The 19,516-nt window shown below is 68.0% G+C and carries 19 protein-coding genes and 1 tRNA gene; 11 read left to right on the forward strand and 9 right to left on the reverse strand.

Annotated elements, in window-relative coordinates; all coding sequences use genetic code 11:
- Positions 1-29: 29 nt before the first annotated feature.
- Positions 30-596 carry a carboxymuconolactone decarboxylase family protein gene (locus JHE00_RS19800; RefSeq protein ID WP_200320148.1) on the forward strand — a complete coding sequence of 189 codons (567 nt, stop codon included), beginning with the start codon at positions 30-32 and terminating at the stop codon, positions 594-596.
- A 247-nt stretch (positions 597-843) separates the two neighbouring features.
- Positions 844-2,112, forward strand: a complete 1,269-nt coding sequence (locus tag JHE00_RS19805; RefSeq protein WP_200320150.1) for a protein kinase domain-containing protein — start codon at positions 844-846, stop codon at positions 2,110-2,112.
- On the opposite strand, the gene JHE00_RS19810 is transcribed toward JHE00_RS19805, so the two are convergent.
- Positions 2,109-3,047 (reverse strand): sigma-70 family RNA polymerase sigma factor, encoded by a 939-nt coding sequence (locus JHE00_RS19810; protein WP_200320152.1) that lies wholly within the window; start codon positions 3,045-3,047, stop codon positions 2,109-2,111. The genes JHE00_RS19805 and JHE00_RS19810 overlap by 4 nt on opposite strands.
- A 51-nt stretch (positions 3,048-3,098) precedes the next feature.
- Here JHE00_RS19810 and dnaG point away from each other — a divergent pair, with 51 nt between their 5' ends.
- The 3 genes from dnaG to JHE00_RS19825 are packed head-to-tail and all read left to right on the forward strand — an operon-like array spanning position 3,099 to position 6,308.
- Entirely contained in the window at positions 3,099-4,997 is a 1,899-nt protein-coding gene (gene dnaG, locus JHE00_RS19815) for a DNA primase (RefSeq protein WP_504739430.1), read from the forward strand.
- On the forward strand, positions 4,997-5,518 hold the full coding sequence (locus JHE00_RS19820) for a hypothetical protein (RefSeq protein ID WP_200320156.1): 522 nt from the start codon (positions 4,997-4,999) through the stop codon (positions 5,516-5,518). The genes dnaG and JHE00_RS19820 overlap by 1 nt, the downstream gene beginning before the upstream one ends.
- Before the next feature lie 25 nt (positions 5,519-5,543).
- Positions 5,544-6,308: a trans-aconitate 2-methyltransferase gene (locus JHE00_RS19825; protein ID WP_200320158.1), complete on the forward strand. Its 765-nt coding sequence runs from the start codon at positions 5,544-5,546 to the stop codon at positions 6,306-6,308.
- A gap of 6 nt (positions 6,309-6,314) precedes the next feature.
- Here the strand turns inward: JHE00_RS19825 and JHE00_RS19830 are convergent, their stop codons facing one another.
- Positions 6,315-6,560, reverse strand: a complete 246-nt coding sequence (locus JHE00_RS19830; protein WP_200320160.1) for a hypothetical protein — start codon at positions 6,558-6,560, stop codon at positions 6,315-6,317.
- A gap of 159 nt (positions 6,561-6,719) precedes the next feature.
- Between JHE00_RS19830 and JHE00_RS19835 the strand changes: the two genes are divergently transcribed.
- Positions 6,720-6,792: transfer RNA gene (locus tag JHE00_RS19835), tRNA-Asn, on the forward strand.
- Between the two features lie 57 nt (positions 6,793-6,849).
- Here the strand turns inward: JHE00_RS19835 and JHE00_RS19840 are convergent.
- Positions 6,850-7,239, reverse strand: a complete 390-nt coding sequence (locus tag JHE00_RS19840; protein WP_200320162.1) for a tyrosine-type recombinase/integrase — start codon at positions 7,237-7,239, stop codon at positions 6,850-6,852.
- On the opposite strand from JHE00_RS19840, the gene JHE00_RS19845 reads away from it, so the two are divergent.
- Positions 7,238-7,597, forward strand: a complete 360-nt coding sequence (locus JHE00_RS19845) for a hypothetical protein (RefSeq protein ID WP_230424551.1) — start codon at positions 7,238-7,240, stop codon at positions 7,595-7,597. The genes JHE00_RS19840 and JHE00_RS19845 overlap by 2 nt on opposite strands.
- 519 nt (positions 7,598-8,116) lie before the next feature.
- Here JHE00_RS19845 and JHE00_RS19850 read toward each other — a convergent pair.
- Positions 8,117-9,352: a cytochrome P450 family protein gene (locus tag JHE00_RS19850; protein WP_200320165.1), complete on the reverse strand. Its 1,236-nt coding sequence runs from the start codon at positions 9,350-9,352 to the stop codon at positions 8,117-8,119.
- Between the two features lie 80 nt (positions 9,353-9,432).
- Positions 9,433-10,620: a cytochrome P450 family protein gene (locus JHE00_RS19855; protein WP_200320167.1), complete on the reverse strand. Its 1,188-nt coding sequence runs from the start codon at positions 10,618-10,620 to the stop codon at positions 9,433-9,435.
- Between the two features lie 256 nt (positions 10,621-10,876).
- Here JHE00_RS19855 and JHE00_RS19860 point away from each other — a divergent pair, with 256 nt between their 5' ends.
- The 4 genes from JHE00_RS19860 (at position 10,877) to JHE00_RS19875 (ending at position 14,720) form a co-directional block, all read left to right on the forward strand.
- Positions 10,877-11,398, forward strand: a complete 522-nt coding sequence (locus JHE00_RS19860; RefSeq protein ID WP_200320169.1) for a nuclear transport factor 2 family protein — start codon at positions 10,877-10,879, stop codon at positions 11,396-11,398.
- 204 nt (positions 11,399-11,602) lie between these two features.
- The gene (locus JHE00_RS19865; RefSeq protein ID WP_200320171.1) at positions 11,603-11,791 is read left to right on the forward strand and encodes a hypothetical protein; all 189 of its coding nucleotides are present in this window, start codon (positions 11,603-11,605) and stop codon (positions 11,789-11,791) included.
- A gap of 1,186 nt (positions 11,792-12,977) precedes the next feature.
- The gene (locus JHE00_RS19870) at positions 12,978-13,922 is read left to right on the forward strand and encodes a ParB N-terminal domain-containing protein (protein ID WP_307832021.1); all 945 of its coding nucleotides are present in this window, start codon (positions 12,978-12,980) and stop codon (positions 13,920-13,922) included.
- A gap of 51 nt (positions 13,923-13,973) precedes the next feature.
- Entirely contained in the window at positions 13,974-14,720 is a 747-nt protein-coding gene (locus JHE00_RS19875; protein WP_307832022.1) for a thioesterase II family protein, read from the forward strand.
- A gap of 225 nt (positions 14,721-14,945) precedes the next feature.
- Here JHE00_RS19875 and JHE00_RS19880 read toward each other — a convergent pair whose 3' ends face one another.
- From JHE00_RS19880 to JHE00_RS19895, 4 genes are read right to left on the reverse strand one after another with little or no spacing between them, the layout of a single operon-like run.
- Entirely contained in the window at positions 14,946-15,716 is a 771-nt protein-coding gene (locus JHE00_RS19880; protein ID WP_200320173.1) for an NAD-dependent epimerase/dehydratase family protein, read from the reverse strand.
- Positions 15,713-16,720: a Gfo/Idh/MocA family protein gene (locus JHE00_RS19885; RefSeq protein ID WP_200320175.1), complete on the reverse strand. Its 1,008-nt coding sequence runs from the start codon at positions 16,718-16,720 to the stop codon at positions 15,713-15,715. Before JHE00_RS19885 ends, JHE00_RS19880 begins: the two co-directional genes overlap by 4 nt.
- Positions 16,717-18,144, reverse strand: coding sequence for an NDP-hexose 2,3-dehydratase family protein (locus JHE00_RS19890; RefSeq protein ID WP_200320178.1), 1,428 nt, complete (start codon positions 18,142-18,144; stop codon positions 16,717-16,719). The genes JHE00_RS19885 and JHE00_RS19890 overlap by 4 nt, the downstream gene beginning before the upstream one ends.
- 42 nt (positions 18,145-18,186) lie before the next feature.
- Positions 18,187-19,458, reverse strand: a complete 1,272-nt coding sequence (locus JHE00_RS19895) for a glycosyltransferase (RefSeq protein WP_200320180.1) — start codon at positions 19,456-19,458, stop codon at positions 18,187-18,189.
- Between the last annotated feature and the right edge of the window lie 58 nt (positions 19,459-19,516).

Raw genomic sequence — 19,516 nt, forward strand, 5'->3', positions numbered from 1 at the left:
GTGAACCCGTCGACCAGCAGGAGGAACCGATGCCCCGCATCTCCGCAGTGCCCAGCAAGAACGCCGGAATCCTGATCCGGCTCAGCTACTTCTTCGCCCGCAAGCGGTACGGCGCCGTGCCCGACCCGATGGCCGTCGCCGCGCACCATCGGCCCGTGCTGGCCACCTACGCGGTGCACGAAATGCTCGCGGAGAAAGCCTCGCGCACTCTGCCGCTCGCCGTGCGCGAGCTGGCCGTGTACCGGGTGGCCGTACAGCTCGGTTGTTCGTGGTGCGTGGACTTCGGCGAGATGCTGCAGAAGCACGAGGGCCTCGACCTCGACCGGCTCAAGCAGATCGACTCGTACGCGACGTCGCCGCTGTTCACCCACCAGGAGCGGCTCGCGCTGGCCTACGCCGACGCGATGACGGCGAGTCCGGTGACGGTCACCGACGAGCAGGTGGCCGAGCTCGAGCGGGAGTTCGGGTCCAAGGGCGTCATCGAGCTCTCATACCAGATCGGGCTGGAGAACATGCGGGCCAGAGTGAACAGCGCGCTCGACATCACCGACCAGGGCTTCACGTCCGGGGAGGCGTGCAGGGTCCCGGCCCCTTGACCGAGACCGGATCGATGCTGTTTGAACACACCAATTGTCACATTTTGGCTTCGTCCGGTAATAGGGCGGATGCGGGCCGCGACTGGACCACCGACGTGTCTCACCGAGGAGACAGGTCGTGATCTGCGCGGATCCTCATGCTGCCGGCTCGCGCCGGCCCGCCCTGCCGGACCGCCCGGTCCCGCTCGTGCTCCGCTGGGGGAGGTTCCGCTGAGGCACCCACGTCGCACAACTCAGGGGAACCGCGATGTTCATCCCGAGAGGCAGGATCCTGGCAACCACCCGACACTCCACCCTCTACGTGTCCGCGTCCTCCGACCGGCCGGAACCGGTGGTGCGAAAGGAGTTCCACGACACGGCAGGCAGACCACTCAGGACTGACGACCGGACCAGGCTCCGGCGCGAGCTCGACCTCCAACGTGGACTGAGGAGCCCGTACGTCCTGCCGGTGCTCGGCGTCGACTTCGCCGTCGACCCGCCGTACTGCCTGTTGCCGATGGCCGAGTGCTCGCTCGGCGACTACGTCCGGTCCGGTGCGGCGGACACGCTCGACAAGGCCGTCGACATCTTCACCGAGATCGTCAAGGGCGTGGCGTTCCTGCACGCGCGCGGTCTGGTCCACGGGGACCTCAAACCCGCCAACGCGCTGCGCTACCACGAGCGCTGGACGCTCTCGGACTTCGGCCCGTGGCGCGACCTCCCGCCGGGCGGCCGCGCCGAGGAACCCGGCGCCGGCTACAGCGCGCCCGAGCGCCGCGCCACGCCCTACGCCGCGAGCGAGGCCTCCGACATCTACAGCCTCGGCACGATGTTCTTCACCATCCTCACCAAGGACGACCCCCAGCTCGAGCTCGAACTCGACCGCGTGCCCCCGCAGTTCCGGCGCATCGTGGAGAAGAGCACCAGTGAGCAGCCGTCGCTGCGCTACCGCGACGCCGCCGAGCTGCTGGCCGACGTGGCGCTGGCCGACGGGGGCCGCGCCCCGCGCGGGCCGAGGGCACCGGCGGCGGGAGCGGAGGTCGTGCGGCGCGCGCAGATCGACCTGCTCGCGGGCGACGTGTCGGCGGTGGCCGACATCGCGGTGGCGCTCCGGCGCAACTCGGCCGACCCCGAGCTGTTCCTCACCGCGCTGCCCACGCTCGTCGGACCGACGGTCAGGGCACTGGCCACGGGGTACGAGGACGACCTCGACCTGATCGTGCGCACCTACTTCCGCTACGTCGACGCCCTGCCGATCGCGCCCTCCTACGCCGACGTCGTGGGGGTCTTCGCCCGGCGCGTGTTCGTGTGCACGCCCGACCAGGACCTGCGGGAACTGTGCCTCAAGACGTTGCTCGACCTCGCCCACCGCTACAACCGGGGGACGGTGACCGACACGTTCATCGAGCTGGCCCAGCGCTGCATGGTGGAGGGCACCCCGATCACCCTCGCAGCGACGAGGGAGCAGGTGGAGATGGTCTCGGACCGGATCCTGCGGGGCGACTTCCCTCCGTCGGTCAAACGCCTCGTGAACTAATCCACGTCCGGCAGCTTCACAGCCCGGGTCAGTTTCTCCGGGTTCGCCTGGTCGTAGATCGCGACGATCCGGCCGTCACGGATCGCCATGCAGTTGAGGTGCGCGTCGAGGTCGCGGTAGCCCTCGCCGGGCGCGGGCGGCACGTACATGCCCACGTCGCCGTTGACCATGACCATGCGCGCCGACTCGAAGGCGCCCGGCCGGTACAGCGTGAGCAGGCCCTCGAAGAACCGGATGATCTTGTCGGCGCCCACCATGATCCGGCGGGTGGTCCTGGCCCTGCCGTCGGAGTCGCCGATCAGCACGACGTCGGGGTGCAGCACCTCGGTCATGCCCTTGACGTCGCCGTTCATGAGCGCGGACACGAAGCGCTCCAGCACCTCGCGCTGGCCGTCGATGCTCTGGCGCGAGGGCGGGTCGGCGTCGGCCAGTGCCCGCCTGCCGCGGGAGCCGTACTGGCGTGCCGTGTCGGGCGAGACGCCGAGGATGTCGGCGATCTCCGAGAAGGGCAGCGAGAACGCGTCGTGCAGGACGAACGCGACGCGCTGCTCGGGGGTGAGCCTGTCCAGCACCACCATGGCCGCCATGCGCACCCCGTCGTCGCGGACCACGGACTCGAGCGGGTCGTCGCTGCGAGGTGCACCCAGCGGAGTGACGATCGGCTCGGGCAGCCACTCGCCGACGTAGTGCTCCCTGCGGGCTGTGGCCGAGCGCAGCCGGTCGAGGCACAACCTGCCGACCACCGTGGTCAGCCACGCGCGCAGGTCCTGGATCTCGGCGCGCTTCTCACTGGTGAGCGCGCTCAGCCGCAGCCAGGCCTCCTGCACGGCGTCCTCGGAGTCGGCCACCGAGCCGGTCAGGCGGTAGGCCACCGCGATCAGGTGCGAGCGGTGCGTGGAGAACTCCTCGGCGAGGGCATTCTCGGTCACGGCCATGGTCAGAGTATGGCCGAAACCGCTCGTGAAGGGTGGCCTAGAGTGGGGCGCGTGGCAGGAAGGATCCGGGACAGCGACATCGCGCAGGTGCGTGAGCGCAGTCGGATCGACGACGTCGTCGGGGAGTACGTGGCGCTGCGCCGCGCGGGCGGCGGTGCCCTGAAGGGCCTGTGCCCCTTCCACGAGGAGAAGACGCCGTCGTTCAACGTGCGCCCCACGCATGGCACCTTCCACTGCTTCGGCTGTGGCGAGGGCGGCGACGTCATCAAGTTCATCATGCAGATCGAGCACCTCGGCTTCGTCGAGTCGGTCGAGCGGCTCGCCGACCGCATCGGGCTGCACCTGACCTACGAGGGCGGCGGCGCGAGCGTCAAGCGCGACCGGGGCAGCAGGCTGCGCCTGGTGGAGGTGCACAAGGCCGCGCAGGCGTTCTACGCCGAGCAGCTGGCCACGCCCGAGGCGCAGCTCGCGCGCGAGTTCCTCACCGAGCGTGGCTTCGACCAGGCCGCGGCGGCGACCTTCGGCTGTGGCTTCGCGCCCGGCGGCTGGGACAAGCTCACCAAGCACCTGCTCAACAACGGCTTCGAGCTCGCCGAGCTCTACAAGTCGCAGATCGCCAAAGAGGGCAGGCAGGGTCCGATCGACCGGTTCCACCGCAGGCTAGTGTGGCCGATCAAGGACCGGGGCGGCGATGTCGTCGGCTTCGGCGCGCGGCGCCTGTTCGACGACGACCCGATCCAGGCCAAGTACCTCAACACCAGCGAGAGCCCGATCTACAAGAAGTCACAGGTGCTCTTCGGCCTCGACCTCGCGAAGCGCGAGATCGCCAAGCGCCACCAGGTCGTGGTGGTCGAGGGCTACACCGACGTGATGGCCATGCACGAGTCGGGAGTGCCCACCGCGGTCGCCTCGTCCGGCACGGCGTTCGGCGAGGACCACATGCGGGTGCTGCGCCAGCTGATGATGGACGACGACGCGTTCCGTGGCGAGGTGATCTTCACCTTCGACGGTGACGCGGCGGGGCAGAAGGCGGCGCTCAAGGCCTTCGAGGGCGACCAGACCTTCGCCGGCCAGACCTACATCGCGGTCGCGCCGGACGGCATGGACCCGTGCGATCTGCGCCTGGCCAAGGGCGACGCCGCCGTGCGCGACCTCGTGGCACGCCGGATCCCGCTGTTCGAGTTCGCGATCCGCAGCTTGCTCGCCGACTACGACCTGGACTCCGTCGACGGTCAGGTGTCGGCCCTGCAGCGCACCGTGCCGCTGGTGGCGCAGATCAAGGACCGCGCCAAGCGCGACGGCTACGCCACGAAGCTGGCGTGGTGGGTCGGTTGGCAGGACGAGGCGATGGTCGTGCGCCGCGTGCGCGCCAGCAGCGGTGTGCCGCTGAAGACCAACGGCCGCAAGCCCGCCGCCCGCAACGACGCGGCGTCCGAGCCCTCGGGCGCCACCGACATCGAGCGACCCGACCCCCGGCACCCCGGCCTGCGTGCCCAGCGTGAGCTGCTCAAGGCGGCCCTGCAGGAGCCCGCGCTCGCCGGGCCCGCCTACGACACGTTGCCGGAGGACGCGTTCACCCACCCGGCGTACGTGGCCGTGCACCACGCGGTGCTGGCCGCGGGTGGCACCGCCTCGGGACTCACCGGCCCGGCGCTCATCGACGCGGCGACGCCGCACGTTCCACAAGGGACGGTGAGCTCGCTGCTGTCGGAACTGGCCGTGGAACCCATGCAGGCCAGCGGAGACGTCGACATGCGCTACGTCTCCGGCATGCTCGCCGCGGTGCAGGAGAACCTCGTGGGCAGGCAGATCGGGGAGCTGAAGTCCAAGCTCCAGCGGCTCTCGCCGGTGGATGCCGCCGACGACTACCGCGCGCTCTTCGGTGATCTCGTGGCGCTGGAGCAGTACCGCAAGGCCCTGCGTGAGCAGGCGGTCGGAGGGTTCGACTGATGGGGTTGCTCAGCAGACTGTTCGGCGAGCCGCTGCCGGAGCCGCTCCGCGAGTCTCTCGCGGCCGGCGAGCACGTGCTCGCCGTCGCCTCGACCGGCGATGGCGGCCACATCGCCGTCACGGCGCTGGGGCTGTGGGTACCCGAGGGCGGCGAGGTGCGCCGCGTCGGCTGGCACCTGGTCAGCAAGGCGGTCTGGAAGGACGGCGCGCTGACGTTGACCGAAGCCGACGAGGCGCGCACGGCGGGCAAGGCCGTGCTGCTCGCCGATCGGGCACCGGTGCGGCACGCGCTGCCGAAGCCGGGCCGGATCCCGCACCTGGTGCGTCAGCGGGTCGAGGGCTCCATCCGCCAGCGCTACCGCAAGGAACTCGACGGCGGCGGTGCGTGGTTCGTGGTGCGCAAGGTGCCCGGCACCGATTCCTCCATCTTGCAGGTGCGGCCCGATCCGGGTGCCGACACCGACCTGCTCGCGAGCATGGCCGAGGAGGCCGCGGCGAAGCTGGCCACCGGCGCTTCCTAACAGTACGCTCGTACTGGGAGGCGATATGTGGGATCCGGCGAAGTACCTCGACTACGGCGATCTGCGGGCGAGGCCGTTCTACGACCTGGTGGCGCGCGTGGACGCGCAGGCGCCGCGGCGCGTCACCGACCTCGGCTGCGGGCCGGGCAACCTCACGAAGACCCTGGCGAAGCGGTGGCCGGGTGCGACGGTGGAGGCGATCGACGGCTCACCGGAGATGGTGGCCGCGGCCAGGGAATCCGGCGTGGCCGCCGAGCAGCGCGACGTCCGCGAGTGGTCGCCGAGCGCCGACACGGACGTGGTGGTGACCAACGCCGTGCTGCACTGGGTCCCCGAGCACCGGGATCTGCTGCGGCGCTGGGTCGGCGAACTGCCGTCAGGGGCGTGGTTCGCGATGCAGGTCCCCGGCAACATGGGCGCGCCCTCGCACACGCTCACCAGGCAACTCGCGGAGAGCCCCGACTGGGCGGACAAGATCGCCGACGTGGTGCTGCGCGAGGACGACGCGGTGGACACGCCGCTGCGCTACGCCGACCTCTTCGCCGATCTCGGCTGCGCGGTCGACGCGTGGGAGACCACCTACACGCAGCGGCTGGCGGGCGAGAACGCTGTGCTGGAGTGGATCACGGGCACGGCGCTGCGGCCGGTCAGGGCGGCGCTCGACGACCAGGAGTGGGAGGCCTTCCGTTCGCGGCTGGCGCCGCTGCTGGACGAGGCCTACCCACCCCGTGCCGACGGAACCACGTGGTTCCCGTTCCGGCGGGTCTTCGCGGTCGCCCGCGTGCCCTGACCCTGGTCAGGCCTGGGATGCGCGGGACTCGCCGGCGCGCTGGCCGTTGGTCCCGTGCGACCCGGTACCGCGGAAGTGCAGCGTCTCGCCGACCTTCTCGCCGACCTTGGCCCTGGCGACGCCGGCGGCGCCCTGCACGGCCGGATGGTCGGCGATCTTGCGGTAGGTCCGCACGATCTGCTCGTACCGCGCGCGCCCGGCACGGGCGCCCAGAACGTAACCCACGGCTGCGCCAAGCAGGAACGTCTTCATCTCGATACCTCCTCGTCGCTGTCGACCTGGTGATTCATTGTCCCGCAGCCGGGCACTGAGCGCTCGGGCCAGGTGTGTGGGGGTGGGTGCGAGAACGTGATCGGGCATGGTTTAGAGTGTTAATCCGTTGGCCAGAGCGATCGGGCCGACACAGAGCGTTCCCCTGTAGCTCAATTGGCAGAGCATTCGGCTGTTAACCGGAGGGTTGTTGGTTCGAGTCCAACCGGGGGAGCAGGGCAAACAGGGCCTCGGAGATCATCCGGGGCCCTGTTTACATCTATAGGTGACATCAGTCGCCCTCTGCTAGCCGGTTCATTCGCTCGGCCATCTTCTGCTTCGCCTCATCGAGGACATGACCGTAGATGTTTCCGGTGGTGGTGACCGACGCGTGCCCGAGCTGGTCCATCACGTCACGGATCGTCGCACCGTCCAGAAGCAGCAACGTCGCGCACGTATGGCGCAGGTCGTGTACGCGGCTCCGGTCGATCTTCGCGTGGCGCACCACTCGATCGAGCATCGTGTTCACGTTCCGCGGCTCCACCACCCGACCGGTCCGGGTCACGAACACCAGGTCGTCCGGCTGCCCCGGCGCAAGGCCCCATCGGCCCGTCGTCGCAGGCCAGTGGATCAGCTCTTGACTACTGTGCTGGCGTGAAGACTTTTCGTGAGAAAGAGGCATGACAGTGGCACGGGTATTGGTGGTCGGTCTCGATCCTGCCAAGATCCACGGCTCGGACGCTGAGGCTGTCAAAGCGGCGGTATTACGTGGTCAGGCACGTTTCGACGCCCTCGGCATCGAGTCCGACGTGTGTTCGGTAGCGCTCGACGCTGGTGCCGAGACAGCGATCGTGGAGGCGCTGACCCGCAAAGACTACGCCTGTGTGGTGGTCGGGGGCGGCATCCGCAAGCCCGAGCCGTTGCTCGAGTTCTTCGAGAAGGTGGTCAACCTGGTTCGGCACCACGCTCCTACGGCAGCCATCGCCTTCAACAGCAGCCCCGAGGACAGCGCCGACGCAGCTCTGCGGTGGCTGCGTTAGCCCAGCAGGGTGGGGCCCTTGTCCAGGCTTCGTGGCTTGACGACGACCGCGTTAGGCGAACGCGCATGTGCGATGACGGGCTCCCGTGCCGTCTCGGCGCGAGCTGTTTCCAGCGGCGCCGCAGGTCTCGGAGTAACCGCGGTTGCAGGATGAGCAGATCGGTCACAGGAATTTGTCATGGAGCGAACCAGCTCGGATGCCGAGTTCGCCCCGCACACGCTGGGAACCAAGGTTTCGAGCAGCGGCGAGGGAGTGTGGTCGCTACCGCGTCTTGCAGCGCGTCACCAGGGTTTTCTTTGATACCAAGGAACTCGCTGTGTTCCTTGATCGTGACCCTCAACGAATAACCGCTCGTCGCTGGGCTTATCGCCAAGCGCTTCGGTAGGCGTCCTCGGTGACCAGTGACGTCTATCCGGTCGCCGATCTCGGCGGGGCGTCGCCTGAGAGCACGTCCGAGACTATGGCTGCGGCGGGGTCCGGCTGACGTGAAGCCCGAGTTGCGTCGAGTTCGCGGCCGTCTCACCCGAGCCGAACCGGCAGGCTCGTCAGGCGGATCAGCAGCGGGCCCGGCACCCATTCCGCGTCGCCGTCCATGCGCAGTTTCGGGAAACGCCGGAACAGCGCGGACAAGGCGACCTCCGTCTCCTGCCGGGCGAGGGACGCGCCGAGGCAGTAGTGGATGCCCGCGCCGAACCCGACATGCCCCTCGCCGGGACCGTCGCGGCGGGTGACGTCGAAGTCCCTGCCGTCGGGGTGCTCGTGCTCGTCGAAGTTCGCCGAGACCAGCACTGGCTGCACGGCCTCCCCGGCCTCGATCAGCTGCCCCGAGACCGTCACGTCCTCGGTGGCGAAGCGCAGTCCGGTGACCCGCACGGGCGTCCACGCCCGCACCAGCTCGTGCACGGCGGACGGCCACCGGTTCGGGTCCTCGGTCAACAGTTTGAGCTGGTCCGGGTGATTCAGCAGCCCGATCAGCGAATTGCCGATGAGGTGTGCCGTGGTCTCGTGCCCCGTGTTGACCAAGGTGATCACCATCTTGATCAGCTCGTCGTCGGACAACCGGGCACCGTCATTGGCCTGGGCGCGCAGCATCGAGGAGATCAGGTCCTCGGCGGGCTCCGCGCGCCGCTGCTCGACCAACGCCCGCGTATGGTCGACCATCGCCCGCAACGCCCCAGCGAACCGATCCGGGTCCAAGGTGACGAGCGCGTCCCCCCACTCCCGCCACATCGGGCGGTCCTGCTCGGGCACGCCGACCAGCTCGCAGATCACGGTGATCGGCAGCGGGTAGGCGAAGTGCTCGATGAGGTCGACCGGGCCGCCGTCCGCGGCGGCGCGAGCCTCCACGTCGTCGAGCAGCCGCCGGGTGATCTCCTCGACGCGCGGGCGCAACTCGAGCACTCGGCGGCCGGTGAACGCCGAGGACACCAACCGGCGCAGGCGGCTGTGGTCGGTGCCGTCGAGGTCGGGCATCAGGTTGATCACGTAACCGGCCAGCTCGCCCGTCACCCCGAGCGACCCGAGCAGGGCCCGGCGGCGGTCGTCCGAGCCGAGGTCGATGGTCGCGCCGGTGACGAACCGAGGATCGTTGAGCACCGCGCGCACGTCGGCCGCCCGCATCAGGTACCAGGCGGGCGTTCCGTCCATGGCCCGTCCGCGCCAGATGTCGGCCTTGGCCCGGAGTTCGCCGAAACCGGTGCGGGGATCGGCCATCAGCTCCGGATCGAGCAGGCTGGGTTCGTAGGTCTCGGTCATGGTCGAATTCCTCTCCTGGAAGGACCCAGTGCGGCTGCTCGGAGTAGTCCTCGCGGGAATGATTCTTGATCTTCGCCCGGTCAGCGGCGGAGGTGCACGAACAGCTCGTCCAGCCGGATCATCATCGGGTGCGGTGGCCACTCCGGTTCCTTCATCAGTTCCAGGCCCGGAAAGCGGGTGAACAGCGCCGAGAGCGCCACCTCGATTTCGAGGCGGGCCAGCGGCGCGCCGACGCAGTAGTGGATGCCGTGCCCAAAACCGAGGTGTCCGTCTCCCCGCTTGCCCTCGCGGCGGGTCACGTCGAACCGGTCCGGGTCGGTGTGATCGCGCGGGTCGGTGTTCGCGGAGATGAGCACCGGCTGCACCGCGTCGCCGCGGCGGATCGTGCGACCTCCCAGTTCGACGTCCTCGGTCGCGAAGCGCAGCGGGCTGATCGGGAACGGCGTCCACATCCGCACCAGCTCGTGCACCGCGGCCGGCCACCGCTGGGGGTCGGCGCGCAGCGCGGCGAGCTGTTCGGGGTGGATGAGTAGAGCCGCCACGGAGTTCCCGAGCTGGTGCGCGGTAGTTTCGTGGCCCGCGAACACCAGGTTGACCACGAGGGTGATCAGCTCGTCGTCGGTGAGCCGGTCGCCGTCGTCCACCTGGGCGCGCAGCAGCGACGACACCAGGTCGTCGGCGGGTTCGGCACGGCGCAGCTCGGCGAGTGCCCGTACCTGCTCCACCATGCCGCGCAGCGCGCCGGGAGTTCTGGCCGCGTCCATCGCGACCAGCCCCGCGCCCCATTCCTTCCACATCGGACGGTCCTGCTCGGGCACGCCGACCAGCTCGCAGATCACGGTGATCGGCAACGGGTAGGCGAAGGCGTCGATCAAGTCCACCGGGCCGGGGGCGGATTCCATCCCGTCGAGCAGGTCACCGGCGATCTCGCCGATGCGCGGGCGCAACGCGGCCACCCGGCGGTTGGTGAACCCCGAGGAGATCAACTTGCGCAGCCGGGCGTGCTCACCGCCGTGGTGGTTGATCAGCATGCCGAGAACGTAGTTCATCAGGTCGTCGGGGATGCCGATCTGGTCGAGCATGGTGCGCCGCGGATCGACCACCCCGGACTCCGGAGGCAGGTAGGTGACGAACCGCGAGTCGCCGAGCAGCGCGCGCACTTCGGCGGAACCGGTGACGTACCAAGTGGGGGTGCCGTCCATCGCGCGGCCGCGCCAGACCGACGCCTCATCGCGCAGTCTGCCGAAGCCACCCCGCAGATCGCTCATCAATTCCGGGTCGAGAAGGGAAGGTTCATACATCCCGCGTCAACTCCAAGTTTCGGTGCAACTTCGTCCACTGCGGCCGATGCCCGGCCCTGGGTGCATTTTTCTTCGCCCGCAACGGCTTTCAGCTCTCGCACGGCGACGCTCTCACACACTTGAAAAACGCCGTCGACGTACTATTCTCGAACCGGCCTCGATTTTTACCTCCGTTTTCGCACTTTTCCGCCCCTTCCTAACTCCGACTGGAGGAGTCCCGCACATGCCCGCTCGCGCACCGCACGAAGTCCAGTCCGCCGACCTGATCGCCGCGCAGGCCTCCGTCGTGCGGACCTGTGTCCGCGCGGCCTGGCTGGCTGATCGACGCGACTGGCCGGGCCTTCACGACGTCTTCGCCGAGTACATTGATTTCGACTACACCTCGTTGCATGGCGGCGAACCGCTGCGGATGACGCGGGACGAACTGGTGCGCGGCTGGCGCACCGCGCTCAGCGGTCTGGACGCGACCCAGCACCTCACCGGGAACCACCTCGCCGAGGTCGACGGTGATTCCGCCGTGTGCACGGCTTCGGTGCTGGCTACCCACGTGCTGGCCAACGACGAGGGCGAGCCGACCTGGACGATCGGCGGGCACTACCGCTACGCGCTGGTCCGGGAGGACGGCACCTGGCGGATCGGCGGGCTGACCCTGACCGCAGAGTGGACTTCGGGCAACCCCGACCTGATGCTGCTCGCCACCCGGTACCTCCCCGACGAGTTGGTGCAGAGCTGGCAGGACCGCTGAACCGGTGGTGGTACCGGCCTCGGCTGGGCCGGTCCTCGTGCCGTCCGGCACGACCCTCGTGTCCGGGCCGGAGCGGTCACTCGCGGACCGTCCACGACCTCCGAATCCGGCAGGCCCGCTGGGAACAGCTCCGCCACTGCCTCGGGCGTCGGGTCCGCGCCCGGCGCGACCAAGTGCACGCGGCGGTCGGCGTCCTCCGCCGCGATGTCCGCGATCGGCACCCCGCAGACGAGCACCTGCCCCGTTCCCGGGGCCAGCAGTGCCGCCTCCGCCGTCGGTCGGATCATCAGCGCGCACAGCAGGATCAGCGCCACAGCGGTCACCGCGTCGCCGCTGGCCGCCCACGTCGTGCACGCGGCCACGGCCGCGCACGGCAGCCTGACAAGTACCTGAAGCCGCAACATCGAACATGCTTGTCACAACAGCAGCTCCATTCCGCAGAACTGATGACCGGCGTACGCCGCGAAAGACGGCCCGCCCGTCCCGATGCGCTCGACCCAGGGGAGCACGAATCAGTTGATTCCTTCCCTATGGCGACAACGTTAGCCAGTCTCCTCGTCAGAAGTCCACCGAGAGCTTCGATATCTTCGGGGCGAAACGTTCATCCGAGAACACTGGAAACCACTCCAGCCCCGCCGTGCGTTCCTGTCAATCGACACTGGGCGATCCAGAGCCTATCGTCCGGTGAGCTCGGAGAATCATCGATGGACATATAATGCCCGGCGCGTGCATCCCCTGATCGGGTATAACTTGCTCACTTATCGTTACATGGACAGTGATACGTGTTGTCCGGGCACGCGATCGAGGACGATCGGGCAAACGTGTTGTTGGTCTTTATTCTGCTAGTCCATTCTCGGCGGTGGAGAACAGGATAAGGACAATATGACGATGGTGGGGCGCTGGCGCTCGGCGGAAAGTACGATTTGCACTGAAACGACCGATCGGTGGGAGTAAGGGGTCGGTCGTTGCTGGTCGGGAAGCATACCGACCCGTAGGGGGTCAGCAATATTGATGGTCGCGAGGGGGTGCCGACGGTGTTGGTGCGTGTCAAGCGCTGTCCGGGCGGAAAAAAATTAACTTATAATTTGCGACAGGTTCATGGCTCTCCGGGCTGGGGATTGCTCGACGACGAGTCCGGTCAGTGGAATTCATCGAGAAACGGACGGGGCGCATCGTCGGCCGCGTCGCGCTGTGCCGGTGTGAAAGAGTCGAACAAAGCGTATATTAGTTGGTGGTACCCCGAGTCTGGCCTGGTACGTCCGGCTCTCGGTGGGGCACTTCTGTAGCCATCGCAACATCAGCGGGACGACGAAGTTCCGAAAGATCGCCGAAATATATCAGCGAGCGCAGCGCGATCGGTGGAATCCGGGCGCGCCTTGTGGCTTGCGCGGAAGCGTTCGGACTCGTCTGGGCCACGGCCAGATCCGAAGGTGTGAGCAGAGGGATCGGCTATGGATAGGGTGGTGCTTTTGTGACGGCTTGCGGTTGCTCGGAAAACGATCGTAAAGTTGCAGATCCGCTGGGGTGCAAGCAATGCGGTGAAGGTAGGAGCGGCGCTCCCTACTCGATCTCGGCGCCCGTGCTGGTGGCGATCGACTCCCTGCTCGCGTCGGACTCGCCCCGGTTGCTCGGGGAGAGCGACGACCATGTCCGAGTGCTGGCCGAGTCGGACCTGTCCATGCCGCCGTTGATCGTCTCCCGCGCCACCATGCGAGTCATCGACGGGATGCATCGGCTGTGTGCTGCCCGGATGAAGGGCGAGCACGCGATCTCGGTGTGCTTCTTCGAGGGAGACGAGAGAGACGCGTTCCTGGTGGCAGTGAAGGCGAACGCGGTCAACGGACTCCCGTTGACCGCGGCCGACAGGAAGGCGGCCGCCACGCGGATCATCGCGGCGAAGCCCGAATGGTCGGACCGAGCGATCGCGGAGGTCGTCGGGCTCTCGGCGAAGTCCGTGGCCGCGATCCGTGCAACTGCGGACGGGCCGCAGTTGCACAGCAGGATCGGCCGGGATGGCAAGCACCGCCCGCTCGATGCGGCCGAGGGGCGCCGCCGGGCACGCCGGCTCATTCAGGAACAGCCGACCGCATCACTTCGCGAGATCGCCCAGGCGGCCGGTATCTCGCCGGGAACCGTTCGCGACGTCCGGGCGCGGCTGGCGCACCGTGAGGAGACCGCGCCGGAACTCGGCAAGGACGAGAGGAACGGGTGCGACGGAACAGCCTGGCCCTCGCCCTCGGCGGTCCCCACCGAGCCTGCGCGCGGATACACCGGGCAGGAATCGGACGCGATGCGGCTGATAGCACAGCTGCGCAAGGACCCGGCGTTGCGGTTCAGCGAAGCAGGACGCACCTTGCTGCGGATGCTCGGTGCGCACCCGGTGGAAATCGCGGAATGGCGGCGACTGGCGCAGAGCGTGCCGGCGCACCGGGTCGGCGAACTGAGATCGCTGGCCCAGGAACGTGCGGGCAGATGGCGCGAGTTCGCGAGCTTGCTGCAGGAACGCGACTCGGACGCTAAATAGGACGGTCACCGGCGAGGCGACCGAACATGTGAAACCGACTGGAGATCCTTCGTGGTTGATCACTCCGACCGAGATGGACTGTGGATTCGCCGTTACCACTCGGCCCCGGAGAGCGCGACGAAACTGGTCGTACTTCCCCACGCGGGCGGCTCGGCCAGTTTCTACCATCCGATGTCGCGTGCGCTTTCGTCCGAAATCGAGGTCTTGACGATCCAGTACCCCGGGCGGCAGGAGCGGCGTGGCGAGCGTTGCCTCGACAACATCGGTGAGCTCGCGGATCGGATCTCCGAGGAGCTCATCCCCTGGAGCGGCGGGCGGCTCGCGATGTTCGGCCACAGCATGGGAGCAGTGCTGGCCTTCGAGATCACCCGCAGGTTGAAGGAGCCGCCGGTACACCTGTTCGTCTCGGGGCGGCGGGCACCGTCCCGGCATCGGGACGAACGAGTGCACCTACTGGACGACCAAGGGATCATCGCCGAGATGAAGAGCATGGGCGGAACGGCCGCGGCAGTGCTCGCCGACGAGGAGGTGCTGCGGATGGCGCTGCCCGCGGTGCGCGGTGACTACCGAGCTGTCGAAACCTATCGGTGCGAGCCGGATGTCAAGGTCAGCTCGCCGATCACGGTGCTCACCGGTGACTCCGACCCGAAGGTGACCCCGGACGAGGCAGCCGCCTGGCGCGGGCACACCACCGGAGACGTCGAGCTGAAAGTCTTTCGCGGAGGGCATTTCTATCTCGTGGACCACGCACAGGCGATCTGCGAGCTCGTCGCCGCCGAACTGGGTGCGCGACCCTGAACCGCCCGGCGGGTACCGGTCTTCAGCGCTGGAGACGTGTCAAAGGGCTTGCGTGGCGGCGCGGGTGGAGGAACCTGAGGCGGACCCTGACTCCGGGATCGACCGACTCATGACTGCCAGGTCACCACGTCGGCGGTGCCCTCGCCAGGAACCGCCCCAGAACCCACGGCGGTGTCAGTTGCCCCTGCCTCACAGCGAGCGGCTCCGCCGCTTCCAGAACTCACGCTAGGGGCCCGGTGCGAGGAACTCTTGCCGGGAATCCTTGAAGTAGTGGTCCAGCATGGCGTCGAGGTAACCCTCGGCGAAGTTCAGTTCGGCGAACTCTGGCACCAGACGGCGCACTTTCGTGACGTCGACCAGCACCCGGTCGGCGGGGCGCGAGACGTAGTTCCGCTGTGCTGTCCTGCCCAGTCGCCGTTCGATGCCCTGGACCACGTTTTCGACCTCGACCGGATTCCCCGTGGCTATGTTGACGACCTCGCCGGTCACCTTCCGCGTCAGCAGGGAGTCGAGCACCGGCGGCAGCTGCCGGACGTCGAAGAGGTCGCGGTGCGCGCCGCGGTGCACAGTGACCTCGCCGGCGAGGACGTGGCGGGTCAGCGTGGGCAGGAGCTGCCCGGGCGGCTGCCCGGGTCCGACGATGTTGGTCAGCCGCAGCACCAGCCAAGGCGCACCGGACAAGGCGCAGACACGTTCGAGCGCGAGCTTGTGGCGGCCGTAGGGCGTCGGCGGGTAGACCGGACCGTCCTCGGCGCACGGGGAGTCGGCCGAGCCATACATCGCCGGTGCCGCGGTGGACAACAGCACGAGGGTGCTGCCCCCGGCGCGGCAGCGCCGCGCGATGTCGTAGATGAGGTTCGCCTCGCGGTCGAAGTCGGCTTGGTTGTCGGCGACCGTGGTCGACGCGCCTGCAGCGACGATGGTGGCACCGAGCTGTCGGGAACCGAAATAGGTGCGGAAATGGCCCGCGAGGAAGCCGTTGCCGATGATGTTCATCGGACTGGAACCTGGCCGCGCACGGGCACCTGGACGGCCTCGCGACGGATTCGGTCGATCAGCCGGGCGGTTTCCTCGGCACCGCGCAGCCAGGGCTGTTCCTCGGACTGGCGCCACCCCTGCAGCACCGCTTCGGCGAACGAGGCGAACGACGAGCGAAACTGGTGTGCGGCGGGTAGCACGATCTCCTCCGCGTGGTCCTGTTCGTCGATGCGCAGCAGCGGCTGGCGTTGCGGCGGTGGGGTGAAGGCCCGATCCAGCGTCAGCGTCGCCGCGCTTCCCCACATCGCGTAGCGCGAGCGATAGGCGTGCTGGAAACCGAACTCGAGGTCGGCGAAGACGTCGTTGTCCGATACCAGGAGCACGTGGCCGGCAAGGTCGAGGCCGGTGGCCTCGTCGGTCCGCAACACGGCGCCCACCACGGTCAGATTGTCGCCGAGCAGGAACTGGGCGGCGCGAATCGGATACACGCCGAGGTCGAGCAGCGCGCCCCCGCCGAGCTCGGCGTTGTAGCGGATGTCGCTCGCGGGCAGTGGCGGGATACCGAAGGAAGCGGTGAAGGTCCGCACCGCGCCGAACCGTCCGTCGGCGAGCAGGGATCGCACCGACGTGTGCTGAGGATGGTGCAGGAACGTGAAATTCTCCCGCAGCACCAATCCCCGCTCGACGGCGAGACCGGTCAGCTCGCGGGCCTGGTCGATGCAGGTGGTGAGCGGCTTTTCGCACAGGACGTGCTTTCCCGCGCGCAGTGCGCGTGCCGTCCACTCGTGGTGCAGGCCAGTTGGCAGGGAGAGGTAGACCGCTTCGATCGTGGGGTCTTCCAGGACCTCGTCGTAGGTCATGGCTTTCGTGCCGTACTTCTCCGCGAAGCGGGCCGCTTTCTCAGGAGATCGGCTGGCCACGGCGGCGAGTGCGATGTCGGGTACCAGACCGACAGCGGGCAGTGCCCGGTTGTCGGCGATGGCAGAGCAGCCGAGGGTGGCCAGCGACATCCGGCGGCTCATCGGAGGCTCCGCAGGCACGCGATCAGGCTCCGGGCCTGCACATTGACGTAGTTGTTGTGCTGCAACAGACCGTTGAGCTGGTGCAGGGCTAGCCAGTGGTAGTCGGGAGGTGCCTCGGCGGCGAAGTCCGGTTCCACCTCGATGATCTGGTAGCGGTTGCGCGCCTGGTGAAACCGGCCGCCCTCCTCGGACAGCTCTGTGTCGAACAGGCGCGGGCACGAGCCATGCCGCAGTACGAAATCGAGGAATGGCGGTCGTTCCAGGCCGAGTGCGTCGTAGTTCTCCGGGGTGCACTGGACGGTGGGCGCGAGTTCGACGACGTCGAGGTAGCCGGGCTCGACCCGCGCGTTCACCAGTGCGTGCAACACCCCGTGCACCCGCTTCACCAGCAGTGCCACGACTCCGGTGCCGTAAGGCTGGATCAGCGGCTGGGACCAGCCGTCGATCTCCCTGGTGTCGGTGTGCACGTCCACCGCGATCACGCTGAAGAACGCGCCAGTGTCGTGCCGGATCTCGTCGTCGGTGCGATACCAGCCGTGGACCGAGTTCATCGGGACCAGGTTGGCGTGTACGACGTGCTCGGACTGACGGGTGGTGATCCAGCTCTGGATCTCACTGGTCGTGTGGAGGCTGCCCGACAGCGGGTCCGCCGAACTGGCGAGCGCGAGCGAGACCGTTCCGTCGCCCACTGCTCCCTCGAACCCCGCCGGCATGCAGGACAGGACCGTCCGGGTGTCCATGTTGACCAGGTTGTCGAACTTCAGGAGCTCGTTGAGCTGCCCCAGCGTCAGCCAGCGGAAGTCCGGGTGCGGTTCGACGTCCTCGTCCACCTCGATGATCATGTTGCGGTTGCGCTTGCGGTAGAACCACGAGCCCTGTTCGGACTGGAGCACATCGGTGAGCACGTGCCTGGACTCGAGCGAACGGAAGAAGTCGAGATAGGGCACCGGGTTTCCCTTGTGGACCCGGGTGTAGTTGCTCTTGGTGGCCTGGACGGTCGGGGATATCTGGACCCCGTTCACGTTGCCCGGCTCCGATTTCGCCTGCATGAGGCAGTGGAGTACCCCGTGGATCTCCTTCACCAGGATGCCGAGAATGCCGATCTCCGGCTGGTTGATGATCGCCTGCGTCCACGTGCGCACCGGACCGAGGTCAGTGCGCACGCGCAGTCCCTCGACGCTGAAGAACTTCCCGCTGTCGTGACGGAGATTGCCGGTCTCCTGGTCGATCTCCCACCGGACCAGCTCGCCGAACGGAATCCGATGGACCTCGTGTGTCTGTTCCTGGTTCCGTTCGTCGATCCACGCGTGCAGCGCGGCCCAGTCGGTGACCTCGCTCTCCTTGGCCGCAGCCGAGCGGGCGAGCCGGCTGGGCAGGGTCTCATCGTTGGTGCGCAACAGGTTCGACGCGGCGGAGCGGCTCATGAACTCTCCTCGTGAGCGGTCTGGCGGGACTCGGCCTCGACGTCAGAATGTGGATTCGCGGCCATCCGGCGCATTCCGCGGGCCGTGGCGTTCGTGCCACTGCGCGTGCCAGCGCTCGACTATGTCCGCGGCACGCCCGACGCCGTCCTCCGCGCGGATGGCCGTACCGATTTCGTCGGCGCGCTTGCGGATCGAGTCGTCGCCCAGTGCCTGCCCCAGCGCGGTCTCGAGTTTCTCTGCGGTGAACTTCGCGTATGGCACGGGGTCCGGGCTCACACCGAGCCTGCGCACCTGCGCCGCCCAGAACGGGCTGTCGGCGAAGGTGGGCACCACGACCTGCGCGGTACCCGAGCGCAGCGCGTCGCCCGTGGTGTTGCAACCACCGTGGTGCACGACCACCGAAGAACGAGGGAACAACCAGGGATAGTGCACGTCGGTGATCCGGAAGACGTCCGACGGAACGTCCTTCGGGCCACCTATCAGCACGAGCTTACGACCGTGCGCCCGAACCGCGGACAGCACTTTCGCCAGCGTCTCGGCGGGAGGATAGACCGGCCAGATGCTGCCGAACGACAGCGTTACCGGTGCCGGACCGTCCTCGACGAACGCCTCGAGATCCTTGGGTGGCGTCCACTCGCGGTCCCAGAACCAGTACCCGGTCACGTGCGAGAGCGCGGGCCAGTCCGGAGGTTCGGTGAACATCTCCCGGGTCACCGGGCACAGCAGGGGCACGTCGCGGCCGAGTTCGCGGTACGGGTCGCCGACGGGCAACGCGGGAAGCCCGGCGTCGCTCCGATACGCACGTAGCGACAACCAGTTCAGCACTCCGGCCACCCAGTGGGTCACCCGGTTGTACACGGGGCCGCGCTGCACCTGGGGGGCCATCATCGCCGGCCACCTCGAGGTCGGGTTCAACGGCCACCAGGACAGCGAGCCCCACGGTTTGGTGCCGTCGTCCTCGAACGGAATGCGGCTGAGGATGGTGTTGAGGACGAGGTCCGCGTCCTTCGCGGCAGCGGCGACCGCTTGGGCCAGAACCTGGTTCTGCTCTTTCGACGGACGCGGCACCTTGCGGGCGGCGCGGAAAAGCGAAGCACCCTGTTGCAACGCCTCTGCCAGCGCCGGATGCGCCAGGAAGTCACGTGGGCTGCCGGGCAGCTCGAAGAAGCCCAGCTCGGCTTCCTCTACGAGTCCGGCGAAATCCTGGTGCGTGGCGAGGGTCACCGTATGCCCCCGGTCTCTCAGCGTCCTGCCCAGGGCGATGAACGGCTGCACGTCACCGCGTGAGCCCAATACGACAAGCGAGACCCGCATGAATCCTCCGTGAGAGCCCTGATCGGGAGCATCCGGACATTTTCCTTCCCGCAGTGGG

The organism is Prauserella cavernicola (genome assembly GCF_016595675.1).
GTDB lineage: Bacteria > Actinomycetota > Actinomycetes > Mycobacteriales > Pseudonocardiaceae > Prauserella_A > Prauserella_A cavernicola.